General features: G+C 48.6%; 25 protein-coding genes. 14 read left to right on the top strand and 11 right to left on the bottom strand.

The genetic code is table 11. The annotated features are described in order from the left end of the window. Positions 1–14 precede the first annotated feature (14 nt). Positions 15–2,510 carry a hypothetical protein gene (locus DFR62_RS14965; RefSeq protein ID WP_135449592.1) on the bottom strand — a complete coding sequence of 832 codons (2,496 nt, stop codon included), beginning with the start codon at positions 2,508–2,510 and terminating at the stop codon, positions 15–17. Positions 2,511–2,706: 196 nt separating this feature from the next. Here DFR62_RS14965 and DFR62_RS14960 point away from each other — a divergent pair, with 196 nt between their 5' ends. Beyond that, entirely contained in the window at positions 2,707–4,044 is a 1,338-nt protein-coding gene (locus DFR62_RS14960; protein WP_121301105.1) for a sodium-dependent transporter, read from the top strand. 101 nt (positions 4,045–4,145) lie between these two features. Further along, on the top strand, positions 4,146–4,361 hold the full coding sequence (locus DFR62_RS14955) for a helix-turn-helix domain-containing protein (protein ID WP_175578541.1): 216 nt from the start codon (positions 4,146–4,148) through the stop codon (positions 4,359–4,361). A 44-nt stretch (positions 4,362–4,405) separates the two neighbouring features. Here DFR62_RS14955 and DFR62_RS14950 read toward each other — a convergent pair whose 3' ends face one another. Next, positions 4,406–4,666 (bottom strand): DUF1871 family protein, encoded by a 261-nt coding sequence (locus DFR62_RS14950; protein WP_121301104.1) that lies wholly within the window; start codon positions 4,664–4,666, stop codon positions 4,406–4,408. An 81-nt stretch (positions 4,667–4,747) separates the two neighbouring features. On the opposite strand from DFR62_RS14950, the gene DFR62_RS14945 reads away from it, so the two are divergent. Continuing rightward, complete coding sequence (locus DFR62_RS14945; protein WP_338324996.1) at positions 4,748–5,911, top strand: MalY/PatB family protein; 1,164 nt, start codon at positions 4,748–4,750, stop codon at positions 5,909–5,911. Between the two features lie 49 nt (positions 5,912–5,960). Here the strand turns inward: DFR62_RS14945 and DFR62_RS14940 are convergent, their stop codons facing one another. Continuing rightward, the gene (locus tag DFR62_RS14940; protein WP_121301102.1) at positions 5,961–6,656 is read right to left on the bottom strand and encodes a peptidylprolyl isomerase; all 696 of its coding nucleotides are present in this window, start codon (positions 6,654–6,656) and stop codon (positions 5,961–5,963) included. 131 nt (positions 6,657–6,787) lie between these two features. Here DFR62_RS14940 and DFR62_RS14935 point away from each other — a divergent pair, with 131 nt between their 5' ends. The 8 genes from DFR62_RS14935 to mnhG all read left to right on the top strand — a co-directional run bounded on the left by DFR62_RS14935 (position 6,788) and on the right by mnhG (position 14,024). Beyond that, positions 6,788–8,020 carry an MFS transporter gene (locus tag DFR62_RS14935; protein WP_121301120.1) on the top strand — a complete coding sequence of 411 codons (1,233 nt, stop codon included), beginning with the start codon at positions 6,788–6,790 and terminating at the stop codon, positions 8,018–8,020. Positions 8,021–8,254: 234 nt separating this feature from the next. After that, entirely contained in the window at positions 8,255–10,669 is a 2,415-nt protein-coding gene (locus DFR62_RS14930; protein WP_121301101.1) for a Na+/H+ antiporter subunit A, read from the top strand. Next, complete coding sequence (locus DFR62_RS14925) at positions 10,656–11,078, top strand: Na(+)/H(+) antiporter subunit B (protein WP_121301100.1); 423 nt, start codon at positions 10,656–10,658, stop codon at positions 11,076–11,078. The genes DFR62_RS14930 and DFR62_RS14925 overlap by 14 nt, the downstream gene beginning before the upstream one ends. Next, positions 11,078–11,425, top strand: a complete 348-nt coding sequence (locus DFR62_RS14920; protein WP_121301099.1) for a Na(+)/H(+) antiporter subunit C — start codon at positions 11,078–11,080, stop codon at positions 11,423–11,425. The genes DFR62_RS14925 and DFR62_RS14920 overlap by 1 nt, the downstream gene beginning before the upstream one ends. Further along, entirely contained in the window at positions 11,418–12,899 is a 1,482-nt protein-coding gene (locus DFR62_RS14915) for a Na+/H+ antiporter subunit D (protein ID WP_121301098.1), read from the top strand. Before DFR62_RS14920 ends, DFR62_RS14915 begins: the two co-directional genes overlap by 8 nt. A gap of 6 nt (positions 12,900–12,905) precedes the next feature. Beyond that, the gene (locus DFR62_RS14910; RefSeq protein WP_121301097.1) at positions 12,906–13,385 is read left to right on the top strand and encodes a Na+/H+ antiporter subunit E; all 480 of its coding nucleotides are present in this window, start codon (positions 12,906–12,908) and stop codon (positions 13,383–13,385) included. After that, the gene (locus DFR62_RS14905; RefSeq protein ID WP_121301096.1) at positions 13,382–13,660 is read left to right on the top strand and encodes a Na(+)/H(+) antiporter subunit F1; all 279 of its coding nucleotides are present in this window, start codon (positions 13,382–13,384) and stop codon (positions 13,658–13,660) included. The genes DFR62_RS14910 and DFR62_RS14905 overlap by 4 nt, the downstream gene beginning before the upstream one ends. Continuing rightward, positions 13,611–14,024 carry a monovalent cation/H(+) antiporter subunit G gene (gene mnhG, locus DFR62_RS14900; protein WP_244201660.1) on the top strand — a complete coding sequence of 138 codons (414 nt, stop codon included), beginning with the start codon at positions 13,611–13,613 and terminating at the stop codon, positions 14,022–14,024. Before DFR62_RS14905 ends, mnhG begins: the two co-directional genes overlap by 50 nt. Positions 14,025–14,054: 30 nt before the next feature. On the opposite strand, the gene DFR62_RS14895 is transcribed toward mnhG, so the two are convergent. Next, positions 14,055–15,548 carry a leucyl aminopeptidase gene (locus DFR62_RS14895; protein ID WP_121301095.1) on the bottom strand — a complete coding sequence of 498 codons (1,494 nt, stop codon included), beginning with the start codon at positions 15,546–15,548 and terminating at the stop codon, positions 14,055–14,057. 134 nt (positions 15,549–15,682) lie between these two features. Here DFR62_RS14895 and DFR62_RS14890 point away from each other — a divergent pair, with 134 nt between their 5' ends. Then, positions 15,683–16,156: a divergent PAP2 family protein gene (locus DFR62_RS14890; protein WP_058381190.1), complete on the top strand. Its 474-nt coding sequence runs from the start codon at positions 15,683–15,685 to the stop codon at positions 16,154–16,156. A gap of 53 nt (positions 16,157–16,209) precedes the next feature. Here the strand turns inward: DFR62_RS14890 and DFR62_RS14885 are convergent, their stop codons facing one another. The 6 genes from DFR62_RS14885 to DFR62_RS14865 all read right to left on the bottom strand — a co-directional run bounded on the left by DFR62_RS14885 (position 16,210) and on the right by DFR62_RS14865 (position 19,635). Then, positions 16,210–16,539, bottom strand: coding sequence for a YuiB family protein (locus tag DFR62_RS14885; protein WP_058381191.1), 330 nt, complete (start codon positions 16,537–16,539; stop codon positions 16,210–16,212). 150 nt (positions 16,540–16,689) lie between these two features. Beyond that, the gene (locus DFR62_RS17440; protein WP_167456537.1) at positions 16,690–16,818 is read right to left on the bottom strand and encodes a YuiA family protein; all 129 of its coding nucleotides are present in this window, start codon (positions 16,816–16,818) and stop codon (positions 16,690–16,692) included. A 175-nt stretch (positions 16,819–16,993) separates the two neighbouring features. Then, positions 16,994–17,497: an NUDIX domain-containing protein gene (locus DFR62_RS14880; RefSeq protein WP_121301094.1), complete on the bottom strand. Its 504-nt coding sequence runs from the start codon at positions 17,495–17,497 to the stop codon at positions 16,994–16,996. 59 nt (positions 17,498–17,556) lie between these two features. Continuing rightward, complete coding sequence (locus DFR62_RS14875) at positions 17,557–18,771, bottom strand: NAD(P)/FAD-dependent oxidoreductase (protein WP_121301118.1); 1,215 nt, start codon at positions 18,769–18,771, stop codon at positions 17,557–17,559. A 185-nt stretch (positions 18,772–18,956) separates the two neighbouring features. Continuing rightward, on the bottom strand, positions 18,957–19,319 hold the full coding sequence (locus tag DFR62_RS14870; protein WP_121301093.1) for a HesB/IscA family protein: 363 nt from the start codon (positions 19,317–19,319) through the stop codon (positions 18,957–18,959). A 79-nt stretch (positions 19,320–19,398) separates the two neighbouring features. Beyond that, the gene (locus tag DFR62_RS14865) at positions 19,399–19,635 is read right to left on the bottom strand and encodes a NifU family protein (protein WP_058381195.1); all 237 of its coding nucleotides are present in this window, start codon (positions 19,633–19,635) and stop codon (positions 19,399–19,401) included. An 83-nt stretch (positions 19,636–19,718) separates the two neighbouring features. On the opposite strand from DFR62_RS14865, the gene DFR62_RS14860 reads away from it, so the two are divergent. Next, positions 19,719–20,045 carry a YuzD family protein gene (locus tag DFR62_RS14860; RefSeq protein WP_101190012.1) on the top strand — a complete coding sequence of 109 codons (327 nt, stop codon included), beginning with the start codon at positions 19,719–19,721 and terminating at the stop codon, positions 20,043–20,045. Positions 20,046–20,488: 443 nt separating this feature from the next. On the opposite strand, the gene DFR62_RS14855 is transcribed toward DFR62_RS14860, so the two are convergent. After that, positions 20,489–21,556 carry an NAD(P)/FAD-dependent oxidoreductase gene (locus tag DFR62_RS14855; RefSeq protein ID WP_121301092.1) on the bottom strand — a complete coding sequence of 356 codons (1,068 nt, stop codon included), beginning with the start codon at positions 21,554–21,556 and terminating at the stop codon, positions 20,489–20,491. A gap of 151 nt (positions 21,557–21,707) precedes the next feature. On the opposite strand from DFR62_RS14855, the gene DFR62_RS14850 reads away from it, so the two are divergent. Further along, the gene (locus tag DFR62_RS14850) at positions 21,708–21,944 is read left to right on the top strand and encodes a YuzB family protein (RefSeq protein WP_058381198.1); all 237 of its coding nucleotides are present in this window, start codon (positions 21,708–21,710) and stop codon (positions 21,942–21,944) included. Positions 21,945–21,952 lie beyond the last annotated feature (8 nt).

Here is a 21,952-nt window from a genome sequence, read left to right as displayed (position 1 = left end):
TTATAAGAGTAAAATCAGTAACTAGGAAACAACTCGAAGCGCCAGCCATCCAGTGTTTTCTTCATATTCAAATGTTCGTACCATTCACTGGCGCCCTCTATTTCATATAAGATTTCAAGACTGGCATCCACTTCATTTTCGATATTTAAATCCGTTGCCGTGAATGACACTGATCTCAAATTATCGAAACCTGCGACTTGATGACTTCCAGCAAAATTGCGCCAAAACTCGATTTTCTGGCCCTCGGTTCCGGGGACTAGCAAGGCATTGGCGACCGCTGCGTCCTCTTGTTCGATCGCATGCAATAAGGCATACGTGACAACGAGCGGCGACGTATTTTTCGGCAGTTTCTCTTGATTCGCCAATGCTTTATACGCCTCCATGCCCTGTTTCTGCAACTCCGGATCCGGCGCTTGAGAGAATTCTTGCTGCTCGTATTGAACGAGCCAAATATGGTCCTGTTCCGTTACTAAAGCTGGCTGAAGCGGATTGGACCGGCGGAACCCGATATCCTGCTCTTCATACGCCACTGCCGGCTGGATCATCACTTTCTTGTAGATGCGCTGCATCATTTCTTGCTGGATTTCAACCCATAGCGTATTTTCCGTCAATTCAGGAATCGGCTCCCAGTCTGCCCTATACTGCTCCAGGCTTGGCTTAAGTTTGCTGTCCGCCAACAGATGGTACATCGTTTCCGGGTCTTTCTCCTGGTTCGCATAAAAATAAAGGAAGTAAACATCCAGCGGCTGCACGCCGGCTAGCAAATCCATATCATAGGATTGTTTGAAACGCGCATACAGTTCCTTGACACGATCGTAATCGAAATCCGCCAAGTCTACCAATTCCGACTCTAATGGAAAATCACCGTTTGGCAAGGTTGAACTCAGTTCCCCTTGCTGTTCTAGCTTGAGCATCTCCAGACTATCTCCGTATTCCAAGCGGTCCAAAGAGTCGGATTGCTGCCAGCCGCTGTCTTCCATTTCATCGATCACCGGCAATAGGATCGCCGCCAATGGGTCGTATGAGGAGAGCGTCTTCCAGAGTTTGCGGATTTCGGGCTTAACGGTGCCCTCTTCATAAATTTCGCTGTCCGAACCTTTGGTGATTTGCCAGAAGATCTGCTCATACATCACTTCGATCTCAGTTTTTAAAGCGCTGTCCGTTGGTTCATCAATCAATAAATAAAGCATAGCGTCGAATGCGCCAATCAGATGGTTCGGCTCGACCAGCCAGCCTTGTTCATCGAAATAAGGGTGGAACATGACCAATGGTAGATACATCCCTGCAAATGGATGTGTCTGGAATTGCGGAAGCTGCTGTAACTGTTCAATATCCTTCGTCAACAAATGCATCCTGTCCGGATCTGTCAGACGGAAGCGCAGCCCGTATTCTGGCCATGCAGCAAGCAATTGCTCCAGTTCAGCAGATGCATCCGGGATATCTTCTATTAATAACTGCGGCTCGCCATAATGTTCGGATGCAGCGGGTAATTGTTCTTCGTTATCTTTTAAAATGTTTTCTGCAAAATCCTGCAGTTCATTTGTTTTCATCAAATATAGTTCCATAAAACGGTCCATTTCATCGATTGGCATATGGCCTGAGTTTGCCAAGGATTCGCCCATTCCTTTCGGCGTTTCGATCATCCAAATCAATTCTTCCATCTGTTGAGTGAAAAGTTCCGCGTCGTCTTTGTGTTGCTGCAGCTCGCTCCGGCTGAACAGCTCGTCTTTTTCTTGATCGGCGTTAGCTACAAAGGTAAACTCCGCAAATTGCTTTTCTTCCGCCCCTAGGCGTTGTTTGGCATTTTCCCTCTTTTCCTCGTATTGCTGTTCCATCTCATCTGCCATTTCCTGCGTCAGCTGCCCTTCTGATGCTTCCGAGGCAGATGGCAGGCGGAAGCTGTCGAAGAAAAAGGATGCTCCAACGACTCCGGCAAGCAAAGCAATCGATGCTGCGACGAGCCAGATGGCCGGTTTTTTCACTTTCGGCGCTTGCTCTTTTTGCAGTTCGTCAGCAGCTGGGCTTTCTTCAATCGGTGCTTCCCGATCTGGAAGCTTGACCCGCTTGATGGATTTGTCCAGGAATTCGAGCCGCTTCGTCAGTTCTTGCTGATCTTCTATGGCCAATGTTTTCGCTAACTCGCTTTTTGCGCTGTCGATGTAACCGAGCATCTCTTGTTCTTCCAGTTGCAGCGCTCGTGAAGCGAAAGATATTTCAAGGCCGTTTACTAAATGGAGAACAACTGCCATGCGCTTATTGACCGGAAGTGATTGCAGCGCCAAATGGCTTTCCCGGTCTTCTTGGAAGCCAATCAAGCTGCCGTCGTTTTGCAGATCGGGAAATTGCGCTAATTGCTTTGCAGCGGCACGATAGAGTTTTAATTTCGGGTCGTCCTTAGTATCCATTTTGCCTGCACGTTCCTGGACCTGCCTGGTAAAGATATCCGTCTGTTCGGCCGCCATGCCATTTTGATAAGCAAATCGCCTGAGCTCTTCTATCAGTTGGGCCATGTCCTGTTCCTCGTTTCGACTATTCCCGCTTACTGGATTGCTGTTTTCATCCATCTCTCCATCAGCTCTCTTTCTCGTGAATTTCCTTTTATTTCTATTATACAGAAGAAATTCAATGCATTTTTAAATAATTCTATTTTTTTCTGGGAGGCTCGTGTAAAATAGTGAAATCTAATCGATTTAGGAGGAACCAATTATGAAAGCACGTGAACAATGGACGTCCAAGATCGGTTTCATACTCGCAGCAGCCGGCAGTGCAATCGGCCTCGGGGCGATCTGGAAGTTCCCATACGAAACCGGCGCGAACGGGGGCAGCGTGTTTATCTTGCTGTTCATCCTGAGCACTGTCTTGATCGGCTTGCCGATTTTGCTTGCTGAATTCGTTATCGGGCGCCGCGGACAGGCAGATGCCGTCAGCGGACTCAAAAAACAAGCACCCGGAAAGCCGTGGTATTTAATTGGCTGGTCCGGATTTATTTTTTCTTTCCTAATCCTTTCCTTTTACAGTGTAGTCGGCGGCTGGGTGCTATCGTATCTCGTACGCGCTGTTACTTTGCAACTGTCGGGGCTAGGCGATGCAGATTTTGCCGAGTTGTTCGGCGGCATTATCAGCAATCCATGGGAAGTGCTGATCGCACAAGCGGCGTTCATGGGACTAACCATCTGGATCGTCCAAGGCGGCATCAAGGCCGGCATTGAACGCGCCAGCAAAATCATGATGCCGGCCTTGCTCATCTTCTTCGTCATCTTGATGATCCGTTCATTGACACTTGACGGGGCAATGGAAGGCGTCCGCTTTATGTTCGTGCCTGACTGGTCGTTCTTCAATTTCGAAACGGCACTTGTCGCTCTCGGGCAAGCGTTCTTCTCCTTGAGTGTCGGTGTTGCCGGAATGATCACTTATGCGTCTTACCTCAAGAAATCCGAGAATTTGACGCGTTCAGCTGTAAGCGTTGTGACTTTGAACATCGTCATTTCCATCATGGCCGGATTGATCATCTTCCCTGCAGTATTTGCACTTGATTACTTGCCGGATCAGGGGCCAGGCCTTGTCTTCATTATCTTGCCGGCCATTTTTGACCAATTGTTCATGGGCCAATTCCTGATCATCATTTTCTTCATCCTCTTATTGTTCGCGACTTTGACTTCATCCATTTCGATGCTTGAGATTACCGTCTCGATCGCCGTGAAGAACAAATACGACCGCCGCCGCCGTTTGGCATTCATTATCGGCTTGGCGATCTTTGTAGTCGGCATTCCGAGCGCCTTGTCGTTCGGCGTCATGAGCGAGCCCGTTTTCTTCGGCTATACGTTCTTTGACTTTGTGGATATCTTGACGAGCCGCATCGGCTTGCCGCTCGGCGCATTGTTCATCTCACTGTTTGCGGGATATGTGCTGACCAATAAAGATGCACATAATGAATTAACACAGCAACAGAAGTGGGTGGAAGTGTGGCGTGTGCTTGTGCGCTATGTTGCGCCAGCCGCCATCATCGTCGTCTTCATCAATGGCATCATCGATATCTTTTCATGATCTCATTGTTCGAAAAATGCCACAACTCTATATGTAAGAAAACGTTCCGTCGTGGTATGATAGAGCTAGAAGGAAGTCTTTAAGAAAAGGAGTGTATGACTTTGAAAAAAGATTTGCACACCCAATTGAAAATGCTGCGGGAAGAACGCAATTTGTCGCTTGATGACTTGTCTTTAAAGACACGCATCGGCACAGCGCGCCTTGAATCCTATGAAAGCGGCGAAGAAGTACCGTCCGTCCAAACGATCCTTGTGCTATCAAATGCACTCGAAGTACCTGCTTCCAACTTGCTTGACGGACTGGAAACACCAAAATAAAAAAGCTTCGGCACTGTGCCGGAGCTTTTTTATTTTGGTTTTTTTCAAATGATGTGTTTTGCTTCATACTTTACAGCCAATAGCTTATAGGAGACTTCCACGCATTTCTCCAACGGAATCCATTGCTTGAAGCTTGATTCGTAAATGCCTTGGATCGCTTTCGCTAAATCTGATGGATGGTCGATATCGTGCAGCCTGTCGATGACATCATTCGCTTCTGTATTGTACTCGCCAGTGCCGACAGAAAATGGGTCCCACCCTTCCATAATCCTCAGCGCTCTTTTATCCATGTCCACCGTATCCATTCGTTTTCACCTATCATTCCTGTATCGTTAACAGCTATAATATCATAGAAACCAAAAAGAAATGAGGAGATTGCTTTGAATTTGTTCGAACAAACACATGACCGGCGGGACAGCCGTTCGGTGAAATGGGGGCGGATGGAGTCAGTCTATGGAATCCAGGATGCATCCGGCATATTGCCGATGTGGGTTGCGGATATGGATTTCCCGGCGCCGCCTCCAGTGACTGACGCTTTGCGAGAACGATTGGAACATCCGATTTTCGGTTACTCATACATATGCGAGGAGTGCAAAACAGCAGCTGCGAATTGGCTGAAAAAACGCCACGGCTTAACAGTCGAAACAGATTGGATGCTGTTTCACCAAGGCGTTATCCCAGCCATGGCAAGCATCATCGACGTCTTTACCGACATTGGAGATCACGTACTGGTAACACCGCCTGTCTATCCGCCATTTTTCTCCATCCCTAAAAATCTTGGGCGCGGAGTCCTGTACTCCGAATTGACAGAGCAAGATGGCGAGTACACCATCGATTGGGTTGATTTTGAAGCCAAGCTCGAAAAAGCACAGTTGTTTATTTTGTGTAATCCGCATAATCCCGGCGGCAAATTGTGGACACCGACTGAATTGGAGAACATCGTCCAGTTATGCACACGCCATGATGTGTTGATTCTTTCGGATGAAATCCATAGTGACTTAATCCATGCTGGGGAAACCCATACACCACTGCTATCGGTTGCCGGCAGCGAGCGAAACCGCATCTTCACATGCATCGCCCCGACAAAAACGTTTAACCTGGCAGGAATTCAAGCGGCGATGATCGTTTCTCCCGATTCCGATAAACGCTCTCGTTTGGAACAGCATATGCAAGCGCACGGCACTGGTTCTCTAAATGCATTTGCGCCTGTTGCATGGAAAGCCGCATACGAACAAGGTGAACCGTGGCTGAATGAATTGCTCGAAGTGTTAGCACACCATATTGATTATGCGTTGGAACGGCTCGAACGCGAATTGCCTGGCTTGAAGATTCGCAGACCGCAATCGACATACTTATTGTGGATCGATTACCGGGCGCTCGGTTTCACCGAAGACGAAGTGATGAAACGCCTGCTCGAAAAAGGAAAAGTGGCGCTTGAGCCGGGATCAAAATACGGCGAAGCCGGCCGCGGTTTCTTGCGAATGAATATCGCGTGCCCGACACAGACCTTAGAAGATGGTGTCAGCCGAGTCATCCGCGCACTCCGTTGATATGTTTGGAAAAAAGAAAAAAGCTATCGCCCGCTGCGATAGCTTTTTCTTATTGCTCGATGATATCGATCGATTCGATGACGATGTCTTCAAGCGGTTTATCATTTGCGCCTTTTTCGACAGCTGCGATTTTGTCGACGACATCCATGCCTTCATCGACCTGCCCGAAGACTGTATGCATCCCGTCAAGCCAAGGCGTTCCGCCCATTTCTTCGTAAGCTGCCGTGATTTCTTCCGGGTAATCAGAGGCACTTCCTTCTTTTATTTCTTTTGCCTGCACGATAAAGAACTGGCTGCCGTTCGTTCCCGGCCCAGCATTTGCCATCGACAAAGCACCGCGGAAATTGAATAGCCGGTCGCTGAATTCATCTTCGAAAGGCTCACCGTAAATGCTTTCGCCCCCGCCTCCTGTGCCGGTCGGGTCACCGGTCTGCAACATGAAATCTTCTATGACGCGGTGGAAAATAACGCCGTCATAATAACCAGATTCGGCATGCCCCAGGAAATTCTCTACTGCTTTTGGTGCGATTTCAGGGAATAGGCGGATACGGATCGTGCCTTCTGATGTATTCAGATCTACAACCGTTTCTTCCGTTATACCTGGTTCAAGTTGCGGATAGCCTTGCACTTCTTCTGTTGAAGCAGGCTCTGTTCCGCCTGTTTCCTGTTGTTCTCCCGAGCTGCCGCATGCTGCTAACGCAACGACAGAGAACAGGAGCATTACTGACCATAAAGTTTTTTTCATTTCGTTTCACCCCGCTTTATTCTAGCATAGAATAATTCAGAATACAGTGGTAATTTATTCTGCTTTTTTCGGGTAACGAACTATTATATAATATAGGAAGAGTTTTGGTTTTCAGAAAGAAGGGGTTCCAACTGGATACTCAAAAAAGAAACTTTTACATCATCATGTTCACCAATTTCCTGGTCGCCGGCAGCACGACGATGATCATGCCGTTTTTGTCGCTGTACATTGAATCGCTTGGCAGTTTTTCGGATGAGTATGTTCAGCGCTGGTCAGGGTTGGTGTTCGGCGTGACTTTTGTTGCTGCGTTGTTCATGTCGCCGGTATGGGGGCGCATCGCCGACAAATACGGCTTCAAGCCGATTTTGATCATCAACGGCTTCGGGATTGCCACCAGCATCTTTCTGATGGGGACGGCTGACTCCGTCCTTGGCTTGTTCATGATCCGCTTATTCATGGGCGTCGTTACAGGCTTTATCCCGACCTCACTCGCATTCGTCAGTTCCCAAACATCTAAGGAGACGGCCGGCAAAACGCTCGGTACGCTTCAAATGGGCAGCGTGTCGGGTACCTTGTTCGGACCGGTGCTCGGCGGCTTGATGGCCGATGCGTTCGGCTTCACTTATACGTTCCTCATCACTGCTACGATCATTGGCATCGCCGCATTATTCGTTGTCTTCGGGCTGAAGGAAATCCGCAAGCCGAAACGAAAAGATGCCCATGTCTATGCGCGCAGCACCGTGATCCAGGGCATCTTGCATCACCGCTTGCTGCTGAATGTCATGATCATCACCGCTTTGATCCAAATCGGCAATTTCAGCATCCAGCCCTTATTGTCTTTGTATGTGGCGGAATTGACGGAAGGGACCGCCCAAGTGGCCTTTCTCGCAGGTGTCACGTTCAGCGCGACGGGCGTCGGCAATTTGCTGTTCGCTAGGCTCTGGGGACGGCTCGGGGATTCGGTCGGTTATGAGAAGATTCTCGGCTTGCTGTTGCTGCTCGCATTCTTGTTCATCATCCCGCAAGCCTTTGTCACCGAGCTTTGGCAGCTGATCGTTCTGCGCTTGTTCTTCGGTGTAGCGGTCGGCGGCATGATTCCAACAACGACTGCCCTGATGCGCCGCGAAGCGCCAATCGATATCCAAGGCGAAGTGATGGGCTATAACACCAGCTTCCGCTTTCTCGGCAATATCGTCGGCCCGATGTTCGGCGGTATCGTCAGTGGGTTTATCGGAATTTCTTCCGTCTTCGTTGTAACCGGATCATTATTCGTTTTCGCCTTCGTTTTCCTCTGGTATACAAAAAAACAACCGGACCAGGATTTCGAAGATGTGCTCTTGGAACAAGAGCTGAAACACTCCTAACATCTTCCAAAAAACACTTGTTGGATATAGAGTCCTTCTTTCAGCAAGTGTTTTTTGTGTACACTTTTTTAAATTCGCAATATTCTGTTTATCGAGTTTCTTCCTATTACAAAACACATGAAATCTTTATGCTCTTCCTCCTAGCTGCAAGGGTGTACGGTGCAAAACCGCTCTGAATGCGTTATACTTTTTAATTAGAAACTCATCACGTACCACTTTGGAAGGAGGATTCATTTGTCTCTTGTATTTCTGATTTTCATACCGATCCTTGCAGCGCTGTTTATTCCGCTGCTATTTAAACGACTCGGCCAGATCCATACAGGCTGGTTCGTTTTACTGGTTCCGGCAGCGCTGTTCTTATACTACGCCACCCGCCTTCCTTCAGTTATGGAAGGTGGCACTTATGTATCTGAACTTTCCTGGATCCCTTCCCTCGATATCGCCTTTATTGCGTATCTCGATGGGTTGAGCTTATTGTTCACTTTGCTGATCACCGGGATCGGCGCACTCGTTGTGCTATACTCGATTTTCTATTTGGACAAGCACCGCGAACAATTACATAACTTCTATGTGTATCTATTGATCTTCATGAGCGCCATGCTTGGCGTCGTGCAATCGGATCATTTGATCACGCTGTACTTGTTCTGGGAATTGACTTCGATTTCCTCATTCTTGCTGATCGCTTATTGGTATACGCGCGATCGCTCCCGATTCGGCGCATTGAAGTCGATGATGATTACCGTCTTCGGCGGCTTGATGATGCTTGGGGGATTTGTGTTGCTCAGCATCATGGGCGGCACGTATTCGATCCGCGAATTGATTGCACAAGCACCAGAACTTGCACAGCATGACTTCTTCATCTGGGCCCTGGTGCTTGTGCTGCTCGGCGCATTTACAAAATCTGCCCAGTTTCCATTTTATATCTGGCTGCCGGACGCGATGGAAGCGCCGACGCCTGTCAGTGCCTATCTCCACTCCGCAACAATGGTTAAAGCCGGCATTTACTTGGTCGCCCGCTTGACACCGGTCTTCGCCTTATCTGAAGTTTGGATGTGGCTTGTTGCCGGCGTCGGGTTGTTCACGATGGTGTGGGCGTCGTTCTTCGCTTTGAAGCAGAAGGACTTGAAAGGCATACTGGCCTTCTCGACCGTTTCACAGTTGGGCCTCATCATGTCACTGCTCGGTGTTGCTGCAGCAGCTTATCATGTAGAAGGCGCCGCTGATACGTATTTGAAATACGCAGCGTTCGCGGCGATATTCCATTTAATCAACCACGCAACCTTTAAAGGAAGCCTGTTCATGATCGCAGGCATCATCGACCATGAAACTGGGACGCGCGATATCCGGAAACTCGGCGGTTTAATGAGTTTGATGCCGGTCAGTTTCACGGTCGCATTGATCGGATCCTTGTCAATGGCGGGCCTCCCGCCTTTCAACGGCTTCCTCAGTAAAGAGATGTTCTTGACGGCGATGCTGTCGCTGCAGGAATTCAATATGTTCTCGATGGACGTCTGGTGGGTTTTGTTCCCGATCATCGCTTGGATCGGTTCGGTCTTCACGTTCATCTACAGCTTATATTTCGTCTTCCATACTTTTGCCGGCAAACATCAGCCGGAGCAATTGCCGAAACAAGCGCATGAAGCACCGATCGGCATGCTCATTTCACCGGTTTTCCTTGCCGCACTCGTCGTAATGATTTTCTTCATCCCGAACTTGATCGGGGATTGGCTTGTGAAACCCGCTGTTGCCGCTATTCAGCCGTTCCTTTATGATTCCCCGCAGAATGTGGATATCCACGTTTCAGCGTGGCACGGCTTCAACACTGAATTATTCATGACACTAGGTATTTTTGCAATCGGTGGCTTGATGTTCTGGACGCTGCGCAAATGGCAGCATCTATACGATCTATATCCGGATTCCATCTCACTGAACCGCCTTTATGATGAAATGATGCTGCTCAGCGACGGAGGGGCCAACCGCTTCTCCCGGATTTATATGACAGGTTTTATCCGGTCATACCTCGTCTATATGTTCAGCTTCATGTCATTCATCGTGTTGCTGACCTTGTTCTTGAACGAAGCGTTCCAGATCGACTTTAACAATTTGGCGCCAATTGGCGTTTATGAAATTGTTATCCTTCTGGCATTGGTCGGTGCGACTTTGACGATTCTCGGCTCCAAGTCCCGCCTGACCGCGATTATCGCACTAGGGGCTGTCGGCTATTCAGTGGCACTGCTGTTCGTCATCTTCCGTGCACCTGACTTGGCATTGACACAGCTCGTTATCGAAACCATCTCGGTTGCCTTGTTCTTGCTGGCGTTCTATCATTTGCCGCAGATCAGCCGCAAAGAAGAGCGCATGAAATTCCGCTTTGGCAATGCACTCGTGGCACTTGGCGTTGGCGTCACAATGACTTTGGTCGCGTTATCGGCCCATTCACAAAAAGCTATGCCTTCGATTTCCGAATTCTACAAGGAAACGGTTTATAAAGAAGCGGGCGGCGGGAATATCGTCAACGTCATTCTCGTCGATTACCGCGGGTTTGATACCTTGTTCGAAATTGCAGTACTCGGCATTGCGGGCATCGGAATTATTACGATGATCCGCCTGCGCCTCACGAAAAAGGAGGGTCAGCATGAGAACAAATGATGTCATGCTTCAAACCGCCACGAAAGTGGTGACCTTCATCATCTTGATGTTTGCTGTCCATATTTTCTTCGCCGGCCACTATACGCCGGGCGGCGGGTTTGTTGGGGGATTGTTGACCGCAAGTGCCATCGTCTTGTTGATGCTTGCGTTCGACATCCCGACAATCAAGAAGATCCTGCCGATTAATTACGTCGTGCTGACCGCTGTCGGTTTGTTGATTGCTATCGCAACCGCCAGTGCATCGATCTTTTTTGATGTCCCATTCTTCACACATGCCTATGATTATTTCGATTTGCCGTTGTTCGGCGAAACCTCCCTGCACTCGGCATTGTTATTTGATATAGGCGTCTATTTGGTTGTTGTAGGAGTAACGATGACCATTATTCAAACGATTGGAGAGGATGAATAATGGAAATAGTCATGTCGGTTGCCATCGGCTTATTGTTCATGGCAGCTGTATATTTAATGCTATCGAAAAGTTTGATCCGCATCATTATCGGCACAGGCCTTTTGAGCCACGGCGCCCACCTATTGCTATTGACAATGGGCGGCCTCGGCGGCACTGCGCCGCCTGTTGTGGCTGATGGGGTAACGGTTAGCGATTATGCCGACCCTCTGCCACAGGCGCTGATCCTGACAGCGATCGTTATTTCGTTCGCGGTCACGTCATTTTTCCTGGTGCTCGCCTACCGCGCCTATCAGGAACTTGGCACAGACAATATGGAGCTATTGAGAGGTACAGAAGATTATGAGTAATTTAGCTTTGTTCCCTGTAGTCATTCCATTGATTTTTGCCGCCATCTTGATGCTGTTCCCGAAAAAGCTGCACATGCAGCGCATAGTGGCGATTGCCGGCGTTGTTGCGACACTCGCTTCGGCGCTTGTGCTATTCTCGAAAGTTAACAGTGATGGCGTCCAAGCTGTCACGCTCGGCAGCTGGCCTGCCCCGTTCGGCATCTCTATGGTATCCGATATGTTCTCGGTGCTATTGGTACTGAGTTCCACCATCGTCACGCTGTTCGTATTGTTTTACAGCATCCCGACGATTGGCGTGAAGCGCGAGCAGTCGTTCTACTATCCAGCTGTCCTGTTCTTGATGACCGGAGTTAACGGCGCCTTCACAACAGGCGATATCTTCAACTTGTTCGTCTTCATCGAAGTGTTGTTGATGGCTTCTTATGCATTGATCGTTCACGGCGGTGAAAAGCCGCAGCTGCGCGAATCAATTAAGTACTTGCTGGTGAACATCATTTCATCGGCATTGTTCGTTTCGGCGGTCGCTTACCTTTACTCCGTTACCGGTACGCTCAATATGGCCGACTTGGCTGTCAAGATCCCGCAAATCGAAGCAGTCGGCATCCTAACGGTCATTGCCGTCTTGTTCCTGGTCGTCTTCGGTTTCAAAGCGGCGATTTTCCCATTGTACTTTTGGCTGCCAGGTTCTTATTTCGCACCGCCCATGGCGATTCTTGCCTTATTCGGCGCCTTGCTGACAAAAGTCGGCGTCTACGCGATCATGAGGACCTATACCTTATTCTTCACGATGAATACCGGTTTTACCCATGAACTGCTGGCGATTATCGCGATCTTGACGATCCTCGCAGGCTGCGTCGGTGCGCTTGCTTATTTTGATGTAAAAAAGATTATCATCTACAACATCATCATCGCAGTCGGCGTTATCCTATTCGGGATTTCGCAAATGAACGCAGCCGGTGTCGAAGGCTCCATTTTCTATTTGATCCACGACATGCTCATTAAAGCGGCACTGTTCCTTCTAGTGGGCATCTTGACCGTCATTTTCGGCACCAGCGATTTGCGCAAGATGGGCGGTTTGATCAAGAGCTATCCGTTCTTTGGCTGGACCTTCCTGGTCGCGGCATTCGGCCTTGCCGGCATCCCCCCGCTCAGCGGCTTCCCGGGCAAATTGCTGATCGTCCAAGGCGGTTTTGAAGGCACCCATTTCTGGGGCAGCCTCGTGATCCTGGCGACTAGCTTGCTCGTGTTGCTAAGTGTTGTAAGGATCTTCATCTATGCATTCTGGGGAGAACCGGTGAAGATTGTCACGATTGATCGAAAACATTATCTATCGATGTTCGTCCCGACAGCTATACTCGTCGCCTTGACTGTATTCCTCGGCGCCGGTGCGGAACTCTTCATGCCGTTCATTTCGGACGCAGGTGAAGTGCTACTGAATCCATCGCTCTATATTGACGCGGTATTAAAGGAGTAGGTCAATATGTCTTTACAAGTTCTATTGAATTTTTTCCTGGCGCTCGTCTGGATGTTCATGACCGTGTCGTTCACTCCTTCCGGATTCGTCATCGGCTTTCTGATTGGCCTCGGCATCATCATCTTGATGCGCCGGTTTTTCTCAAAACGGCTGTACATCCTACGCGTCTGGGCGTTGATCTCACTGTTCCTGTTGTTCCTTCGTGAACTTTTCATGTCAAGCATCCAGGTGCTGTCGATTGTCATAAGCCCCAACATGAACATCAAACCGGCCATTTTTGAAATGGAAACGGAACTCGATGACGACTGGCAAGTAACCTTGCTGTCCGCATTGATCACATTAACTCCAGGCACTTTGGTAATCGGCATTTCCGAAGATCAAAAACGCCTGTACATCCATGCCTTGGATTTCGAAGACATTGACTCGGCCGTGTCATCTATCAAGAATACATTTGAACGGGCGATATTGGAGGTGAGCCGGTCATGATGATGTTTTATTGGGTTTCCCTGTTCATCGTCAGCATTTCTTTTGCTGGCCTGTTGTTCCGTCTCGTCAAAGGCCCTACGGTTGCAGACCGCGTCGTGGCACTCGATGCGATCGGCGTGACGCTCGTGTCGATTGTTGCTTTATTGTCCTTGATTATTGAGACGGAATTTTTCCTGGAGGTCATTCTCTTGATGAGCATTCTGTCCTTTATCGGAACGGCCGCCTTTGCGAAATTCCTGGAGAGAGGGGAGATTTTCGATCGAGATCCTCGTTGATATCCTAATCATCCTTTTAATCGGCACTGGCGTCCTGTTCAGCGCCGTCACTGCTCTCGGGCTCGTTAGGCTGCCAGATGTCTACACAAGGACACACGCAGCCTCTAAGAGTTCGACACTCGGTGTATTGTCAATCCTGCTCGGAACCTTCGTCCACTTTTGGTTTAATGAAGGCATCTTCAATACGCAGATGGTCATTGCCATCGCCTTCCTGTTCATCACGCAGCCGGTTGCTGGTCATCTGATCGGCCGTGCCGCATACATGACAGGCATAAAAGTCGCGGAAGAAACAGTGCGTGACGATATGGGCCCTGCAATTGAAAAGCGCAAAAACAACCAGCAAGAAGAACTTGAAAACGAATAAAAAAAACGCAGCCAAATTGGCTGCGTTTTTTTATTCCTTATTCCCCAACTTTTCCACAAATGACGCCAGTGTTCTTACCATGGCGCCAGTGCCTCCAGCAGGGCCCAAGTCATGCGCTGCATCGGCGTGCGAAGTTCCGGCGATATCTAGGTGGATCCACGGCGTGTCGCCGACGAATTCGCCGACAAAGCCGCCGCCGAAAATCATATGGCCGTCGCGCCCGGGTGAATTGTTCAAGTCGGCCACATCACTTTTGCGCAGCCGCTTTTTGTCGCTTTCCGTGAGCGGCAATTGCCAGACGAACTCACCCGTTTTCTTCGAGACGTCCAGCAATTTACCGTAAAACGCTTCGTCGTTCGTCAACGCGCCCGTTTTGTCTTTGCCGAGCGCGACAATGACGCCGCCTGTCAACGTCGCCACATCCACCACCTGGCTTGCGCCGAGCTGCTTGGCGTACGTGACAGCATCCGCCAATACCAAGCGCCCTTCTGCATCCGTGTTGAGGATTTCGATGGTTTTGCCGCTCATCGACGTGATGACATCATCCGGTTTGAAGGCATTGCCTGACACCATATTGTCAGTAGAGGCTATGACAGCTACTACGTCCTTATCAGGCTTCAACTCCCCGATGACACGCATTGCACCAAGCACAGCCGCAGCTCCGCCCATATCCCCTTTCATGCCGACGATGCCGTCTTTCGGCTTAAGGGAATAACCGCCTGTGTCGAAAGTAATGCCTTTACCGACGAGTGCGAGCGGGGCTTCGAAACTGTCTGTCGCTTTGTATTTCATGACGATCAGACGCGGTTCTTCAACAGAACCTTGGTTGACTGCAAGCAACGCGCCCATGCCGAGCTCTTCAATTTCGCTGCGCCCGAGGATATCCGTTTCAAATCCGTAAGCTTCGCTAAGCTCTTGTGCATATTCAGCCATTGCTGTTGGCGTCAGGATATTTGCGGGCATATTGACGAGCGTTCTTGCTTCATTAACTGCCTCCGCATGAACTGTGCCGACGAAAGCCGCCTGGCGGATGGCATCTGCTGGCTGCTCTGTGAGAAAGCTCAGCGATTCCACACGGTGATCCACTTCATTGGAATTCGTTTTGTAATCGGCAAAGCGGTATGCACCCATTTGGATACCCTCAGCCGCTAGATGGGCGACTTGTTCGCCGTTCACTTCCCCATTTTCGAAAGAAGCTGTATAGATGGCGGCATGGCGAATTTTTTCTTTGACCAACTGCTTTCCTGCGATGCCAAATGAACGGCGCAACTCATCTTCCGTCAGTTTTTTGCGGTCGCCTATCCCAACAAATAGCACACGAGGGATATCGCCTTTTAAAGTAGGATAAATGCTCAGCGAGTTCAAGTCGAATGACAAACCACCTTTAATCCAATCAGCAAGGCGTCCGTCAAAGCGCTTCTCCAATCCTTTCCAGCCATCCGCATTATCGGGATGGCGGCTCAATCCGACGATTAGAATTTCTGCTTCATTCTGTTCTGTGGGTTTCAATACATTGATTTCCATAAGTATCCTCCTTTTAACTGCATATTCAGTGTAACATTACTTCGGCTTCCGGAATAGCTTAACAAAGCGCGTACTGCCATAGGCATATGATATACTTTCTGTACGGAATTTAAGTGGAAGGGGCTGCTTGCCAAATGGAACTCTTATCCAATACGCCATTAATGATTGCGTTGTTTGCGATTTTTTTCGCCCAATTCGTTAAAATTCCCATTCAATACGCAGTGACCCGTGAATTGAATTGGGGGCTTTTCACATCGACTGGCGGCATGCCGAGTTCTCATTCTGCCGCGGTAACCTCCCTGACAACCGCAGTCGCCTATGAGGCAGGCATTTCATCCACAGTATTCGCGGTATCCGCCTTGTTTGCGGTGATCACGATGTATGACGCAACCGGGGTCCGTTTTCAAGCCGGGCAACAAGCATTGACGATCAACCGCTTGCGCCAAGATTTGAATAATTTCATGGAAGAAACCCGTAAATGGCCTTCGAAAAAAGAAGAAGAGAAAATCGAGGAACTCAAAACACTGCTCGGCCACAAACCGAGTGAAGTGTTCATGGGGGCGCTGACAGGAATCGCGCTGTCTGTCGTCTTCTACAGCATGCTCTAGAAAAAAGCCGGACCGCAAATTGCGGACCGGCTTTTCTTTTTCTATAAACGGCATCAAAACATTTGATACCCCATCTTGCGCAATATTTTCATGACGATTCCAGAAGTGACTGCGCCGAGGAAACCGGCCGTCAGTACGGCAATATCGCTGCCCGTCAACGAACGGATGGTTTCCCCAAGCATCGAAAAGGACTCGCCTGGGGCGGTAAAGTAATCAAATACACCGACATCATCAATGACAAGCAAGATGACAACCGGATACACGACCGCCATTAGCCACGTCATGCGCAGCAGCATGTTCAGCAAAAAGCCGATACCGAAAAACATCACGTAAAAAAGCAGGATGGAAATGATCAATTGGACAATGGTAAATGAACTGTTCATGGACTCTAACCTCCGTTATTCCTTTCCTCAGTTTACCCGAAAGACAAAGCCCTTTCAATGTGGAGGAACAGTATTCATGACTTTGTCACAGAAGCCCTGCCCATATAAAAAAGAGCAGCTATCGCAGCTGCTCTTTCATATTTTCACAGTTTATTTGTTTTTCCCGGATCCTGAACAGCAGGAGCACGTTTCGGAGCCGCCCAACCGTAGTTGGAAATATCCTTGGCCCGCGCAGTATGGGCAATGGGTTGCAGTAGTTCTCTTCTTGAAGACTGTCATTCGAAACACCTCCTCTGTTGTTTTTAATATTCTGATAATTGGTAATATATCACGTATCGCAAATCGCTGCAAATAAAAAAGAGCGTTTGTAAACGGATACAAACGCCTTTATCTCCATTATTCTCTTTTATCCTTTATTATTCTATCTTTTTCTAAATTATCTGTTAATTAGATTCTAGTATTTATGCCGGAAAAACAGTTTATAGTCAGTATAGCCAAAAATATGACCAGGGTCGACGTCTTCGATTGGTTCAAACCCTTCCTCGACTATGTACGAAGCCATTTCATGTAGCATGACCGAGGCATCTTCATCTTTCGATAAGTCTTCAGGAGAGCGCCATGCAGCTTCGTAGAGCTCTTCTTGCTGCACTAGGATGTGTTGCTTGTCTTCAAGGGGACGCAGCAAGAATACTGCCATATTGTCGCTGATTCTCTCCTTGATCACTCCCGAGCGGAAACCGATCATGCCAAGCACCGCACAATCGATTCCGGTTTCTTCTTTCACTTCCCTCAAGGCTGCTTGATCCACTGTTTCATCTTTTTCGACGAATCCTGCAGGCAACGACCATTTTCCATGAAGCCCGCCGTAACGCTTCTTGACGACGAGCCATTCGTTTTGTTGGTTGACGACCAGCCCAGCAGCACCGAGCCAAACATCTCCTCTTTTGCTTTTCGACATGAATCCCACTCCTTCAGGCTATGTGAAAAAAAGCCCCCCGCACCGGGAGGCTTTCGTTTTTATAGTACGTTAAATTTACCTTTTTTCAAGACGAGGCCAGGGCCGCCAATCATGTACAAGGCACGGTTGTCGATCATTTTCTTCATGAACGACGCACGTTTGCCTGTCACTTTCTTGCCGAAGACAACACCAATCGCATCTTCATCGCCAAGTGAGCAGACAGTTCCTTTCAAATCAGGAACAAACTCTTCCGTCGTCCCGTCGCCAGCAAGCGCTTTGATGTTTTTTGCAATGCGCTCGCCTTGCTGCATCGCAATTTGTGCAGTCGGCGGGTACGGACGGTTTGTTTCTTCATTGATCATCAATGCGCAGTCACCGACGATGAATACATCGGAATAACCTGGCGCACGCATGTCTTTTTCGACTTTAATGCGCGCGCGCATGCTTTCGATGGATGTTTCTTCAATCAAGCGGTTGCCACGGACGCCAGCTGCCCAAACAACTGTGCCAGCATAGATGAATTCAAACTCATCATCATTCTTCTTGATCTTCACACCTTCTGGAGTCGCTTCAACGACAGGCGTTCCGATAGAGAATTCGATGCCTTTTGCTTGAAGATGGCCGACTGCATAATCTACCAATTCAGGATCGAATCCTGGCAAGACCATCGGTGCAGCTTCTACACAGATGACACGTACTTTTTCACGCGGCACGTCGTACTCTTTGCAAAGTTCTGGCACGCGGTTTGCAAGTTCTCCGAGGAATTCGATTCCTGTGAATCCGGCTCCGCCGACAACGATCGTCAAACGGCTGTCGTTCTTCACTTCTTCAGTAGACCATGTCGCAAATTGGAATTCGATGTGCTCGCGGATATAACGCGCAGCTTTTACATTGGCGATCGACAACGCATATGTGTCGAGGCCTTCGATTCCAAAAGTTTCCCCTTCAAAGCCAAGGCCGATGACAAGATAATCGTATGTGAATTCTCCGTTGTCAGTCGAAACCTTTTTGCTGTCTACATCGATGCCTTCGACAGTGGCTTGAACAAAGTTCACTTTGCCGGTATCGATGACGTCTGCGATATCGTAGCGCACTTGTTCCGGAAGCAGTGTTCCTGCTGCCGCTTCATGGAGCCATGTGCTTTCGTAATGATATTCATTTTTGTTGATGAGCGTAATGTCCGCAGCGTCTGTCCCAAATTCTTTTTGCAGATTCACTACAGTGGTCAATCCACCATAGCCTGCACCTAATACTAATATTGACGGTCTTTTCAACACAATCGCAACCACCTTCAAGTCATTTTATGTACCGGAAATAATGAAACAGATTCCAGTAAACACCTATCCTCTATATTAGCCCTTTTGCAAATGCTTTTCAACAGTTGAATGCCCTTACACAAGATGCGCAACAAAAGCGAAAATTAAAAAAACCCGCTTTTGTCACAAAGCGGGTTTTTGCATCAGCAGTTTTCAGGAGTCCCTGCTTTTTTCGCGGTACGGAAACTTGTTCCACATCCGCATGAGGCGATGGCATTCGGGTTATCGATGGTGAATCCACCGCCCATCAAGGACTGCTTGTAATCCACTATAGTCCCTTGTAAAATCGGTGCATCTTCCTTATTGATCAAGATACGGATGCCATGCTGTTCGTATTGATCGTCTGTTTCTGCCGCTTCCGGCTCGAAACCCATGCCATATGTCAGGCCGCTGCAGCCGCCGCCTTTTACAGCCACGCGCAGGAAAGATCCTTCCTCTTCGTTATGGCGCATCATTTCCTTCACTTGGAAAGAAGCGGCTTCTGTAATTTCTACAACTTGTGTCATCTACGTTCACCCTTTCTTTTCCATTTTGCTACCCGCATGGGGCAGACATAAAAAGGGACCTGCAAAAGGCCCCTGGATATTAAAAGACTTGTTCCACTTCAACGACGCCAGGAACTTCCTCGACAAGCGCGCGTTCGATGCCCGCTTTCAATGTGATTGTTGAACTTGGGCAGCTGCCACAAGCACCGAGCAAACGGAGCTTCACGATGCCGTCCTCTACATCCACCAATTCACAGTCTCCCCCGTCGCGCAAAAGGAATGGCCGTAATTTATCTAAGACTTCCATTACTTGATCTTCCATCATAGCTTCAGTCATTTCTATCGACTCCTTTCATTACAATCATTATAATGTGAATAAGCACAAAAAGCCAATAATGAATTTCCAGGAGGCCAATATCCATGACAAAAATCCCGAACATCGAAGTTTACGGAACCGACCAGATCTGCGCCAGCTGTGTAAATGCCCCGTCGTCCAAAGATACCTACGAATGGCTCGAAGCAGCGATCTCCAGAAAATACAAAGACCAACCATTTTCAATAAGCTATATCGATATTGAGAAACCGTTGCAAGATGCAAAACAGCAAGAATATGCGGAGCGAATTTTGGAAGATGAGTTTTTCTACCCGCTCGTGCTGATCGAAGGTGAAGTGGTTGGCGAAGGCTATATTCAATTAAAGCCTGTCTACCAGGAGCTCGAGAAACACGGCTTTGCCGCTGCTGAATAAATAAAAAAAGCGCTCCGGGAGCGCTTTTTCCAGGTTATCGAGAAAGGTAAGAAATCGTATTTTCCGAAGCCTATCGCTCGCTTTCCGTGGGCTCACGCCCAAGCCTCCTCAGTCGCTTCGAAACCCTTGTGCTCCCACATCTGCGTGGCAGATGCGTCGCAAATGAATGCGCTCAGCTAAGCTTCGCTCATTCATTCCTTGCGGGGTCTCGGTCATCTCGCTATTCCACAGGAAAGATAAAGTCGACCTGCGGGAGACATTATCTTTGCGAAAGTAATGCGCAGCATTATGAGCAGAAGGGTTTACGAGCGAACACTTCTCCAAATACTTAAAGAGTTCGTTGATTGTTGAATGTAAAAAAAACGATTCCATTCTAATTCGTAATGAAGTAATAGACTTCTTCAACACTCTGTAAAAAAGCGCTCCGGGGAGCGCTTTTTTCTTTACCCATTATGCCATTTATACATCCACAAGACGCCTGATTTCATCAAACGCGCAATGCGTCCGGTAACGGTACGGTCTGCGAGATAGGCAAAGCCTTGTTTTTTCCCGAGCGAGCCAAGGAAGCCTTTCAGCTTGATCTCTGGCATCGTCTCAGGCAATGCTTCGCCTTTCCATTTCATGCGCAGCACTTTGACAATCTGTTCAGCTTGTTCTTCTGCAAGCTGTGCAGAAGGCGCCATTGGCAATGCGGCACAGTCGCCGACGACATAGACATTCTCATCGTTCGGCAATTGGTGATATTGGTTGATGACGACACGCCCGCTACTGTCGCTTTCCAAATTCAAGTCGCGTACCGGCTTGACCGGCTGGATGCCCGCCGTCCAGACGACTGCATCGACCGGAATCGTTTCTTCGTGGTTGTGGAGCAGATTAGGCTCCACTTTGGTGATATTCGAATTGGACACGACATCAACGTTATTATTATCGAACCATTTCTTGACGAAATTGCTAAGCCGCTCCGGAAAGTCGCGTAAAATTCGCGGACTGCGGTCAAACAGCTTGATTTGCAGGTCTTTGCGGCTTTCACGTAGTTCACTGGCAAGTTCGATGCCACTGAGCCCTGCACCGACCACGCCGACTGTGGCTCCTGATTTCAGTCCAAGCAAGGCTTCATAAGTTTTCCGCGAGTTGCCGATGGTTTGGATGCTGTACGTGAATTCATCCGCTCCCGGAACGCCGTGGTATTTGTCGATGCAACCGAGCCCGATGACCAATTCATCATAGGCGATGCGTTGACCGTCTTCCAAAAAGATGCATTTTTCCTCCAGGCCGATCTCACGAATTTCGCCATTGACGATTTTCAGGCGTTCGTGCTCCGGGAACGGAACGCGCACTTCCTGGTCGGATTCGGTTCCTGCAGCCAGTGCGTAAAATTCAGTTTTCATGCTGTGGAAAGGTGTACGGTCAATGAGAATAATTTCCATGTCCTGCGGGAAATTATTCGGCAAGAGCCGAAGCAAGACCCGCATGTTGCCGTAGCCGCCACCTAGTAAGACTAATTTCTTCATATAATTCTCCTTTAGCCCGTCATTCTGCTGTTGATTCCAAATATGAGTATAGCTGATTGTGATAACTTTCACAATCCTTTCAAGGCAAAATCAAATAATTGACGGTTGCACGGAAACACGGTAGGATCTCCTAGTAGTGAGGTGAGCTGGAATGAACCCGATTATTGAATTTTGCATGAGCAATCTCGCCAATGGTTCGGAAGAGTCTTTTGCAAAACTAGAGCAGGACCCGAATCTGGATGTACTCGAATATGGTTGTCTAAGCTACTGCAGCCAATGTGCCGAATCCTTGTTTGCACTTGTAAACGGTGAAATTGTGGAAGCGGACACCCCTGAAGAGCTAACCAAGAAAATATATGAGTTCATAGAAGAAAACCCATTGTTTTAAGCCGCCTT

This window comes from Planococcus citreus (genome assembly GCF_003664125.1).
GTDB classification, from domain to species: Bacteria; Bacillota; Bacilli; order Bacillales_A; family Planococcaceae; genus Planococcus; species Planococcus citreus.
The sequence above is the reverse complement of the archived record's forward strand: the minus strand, read 5'-3'. Positions and strand labels throughout refer to the sequence as shown.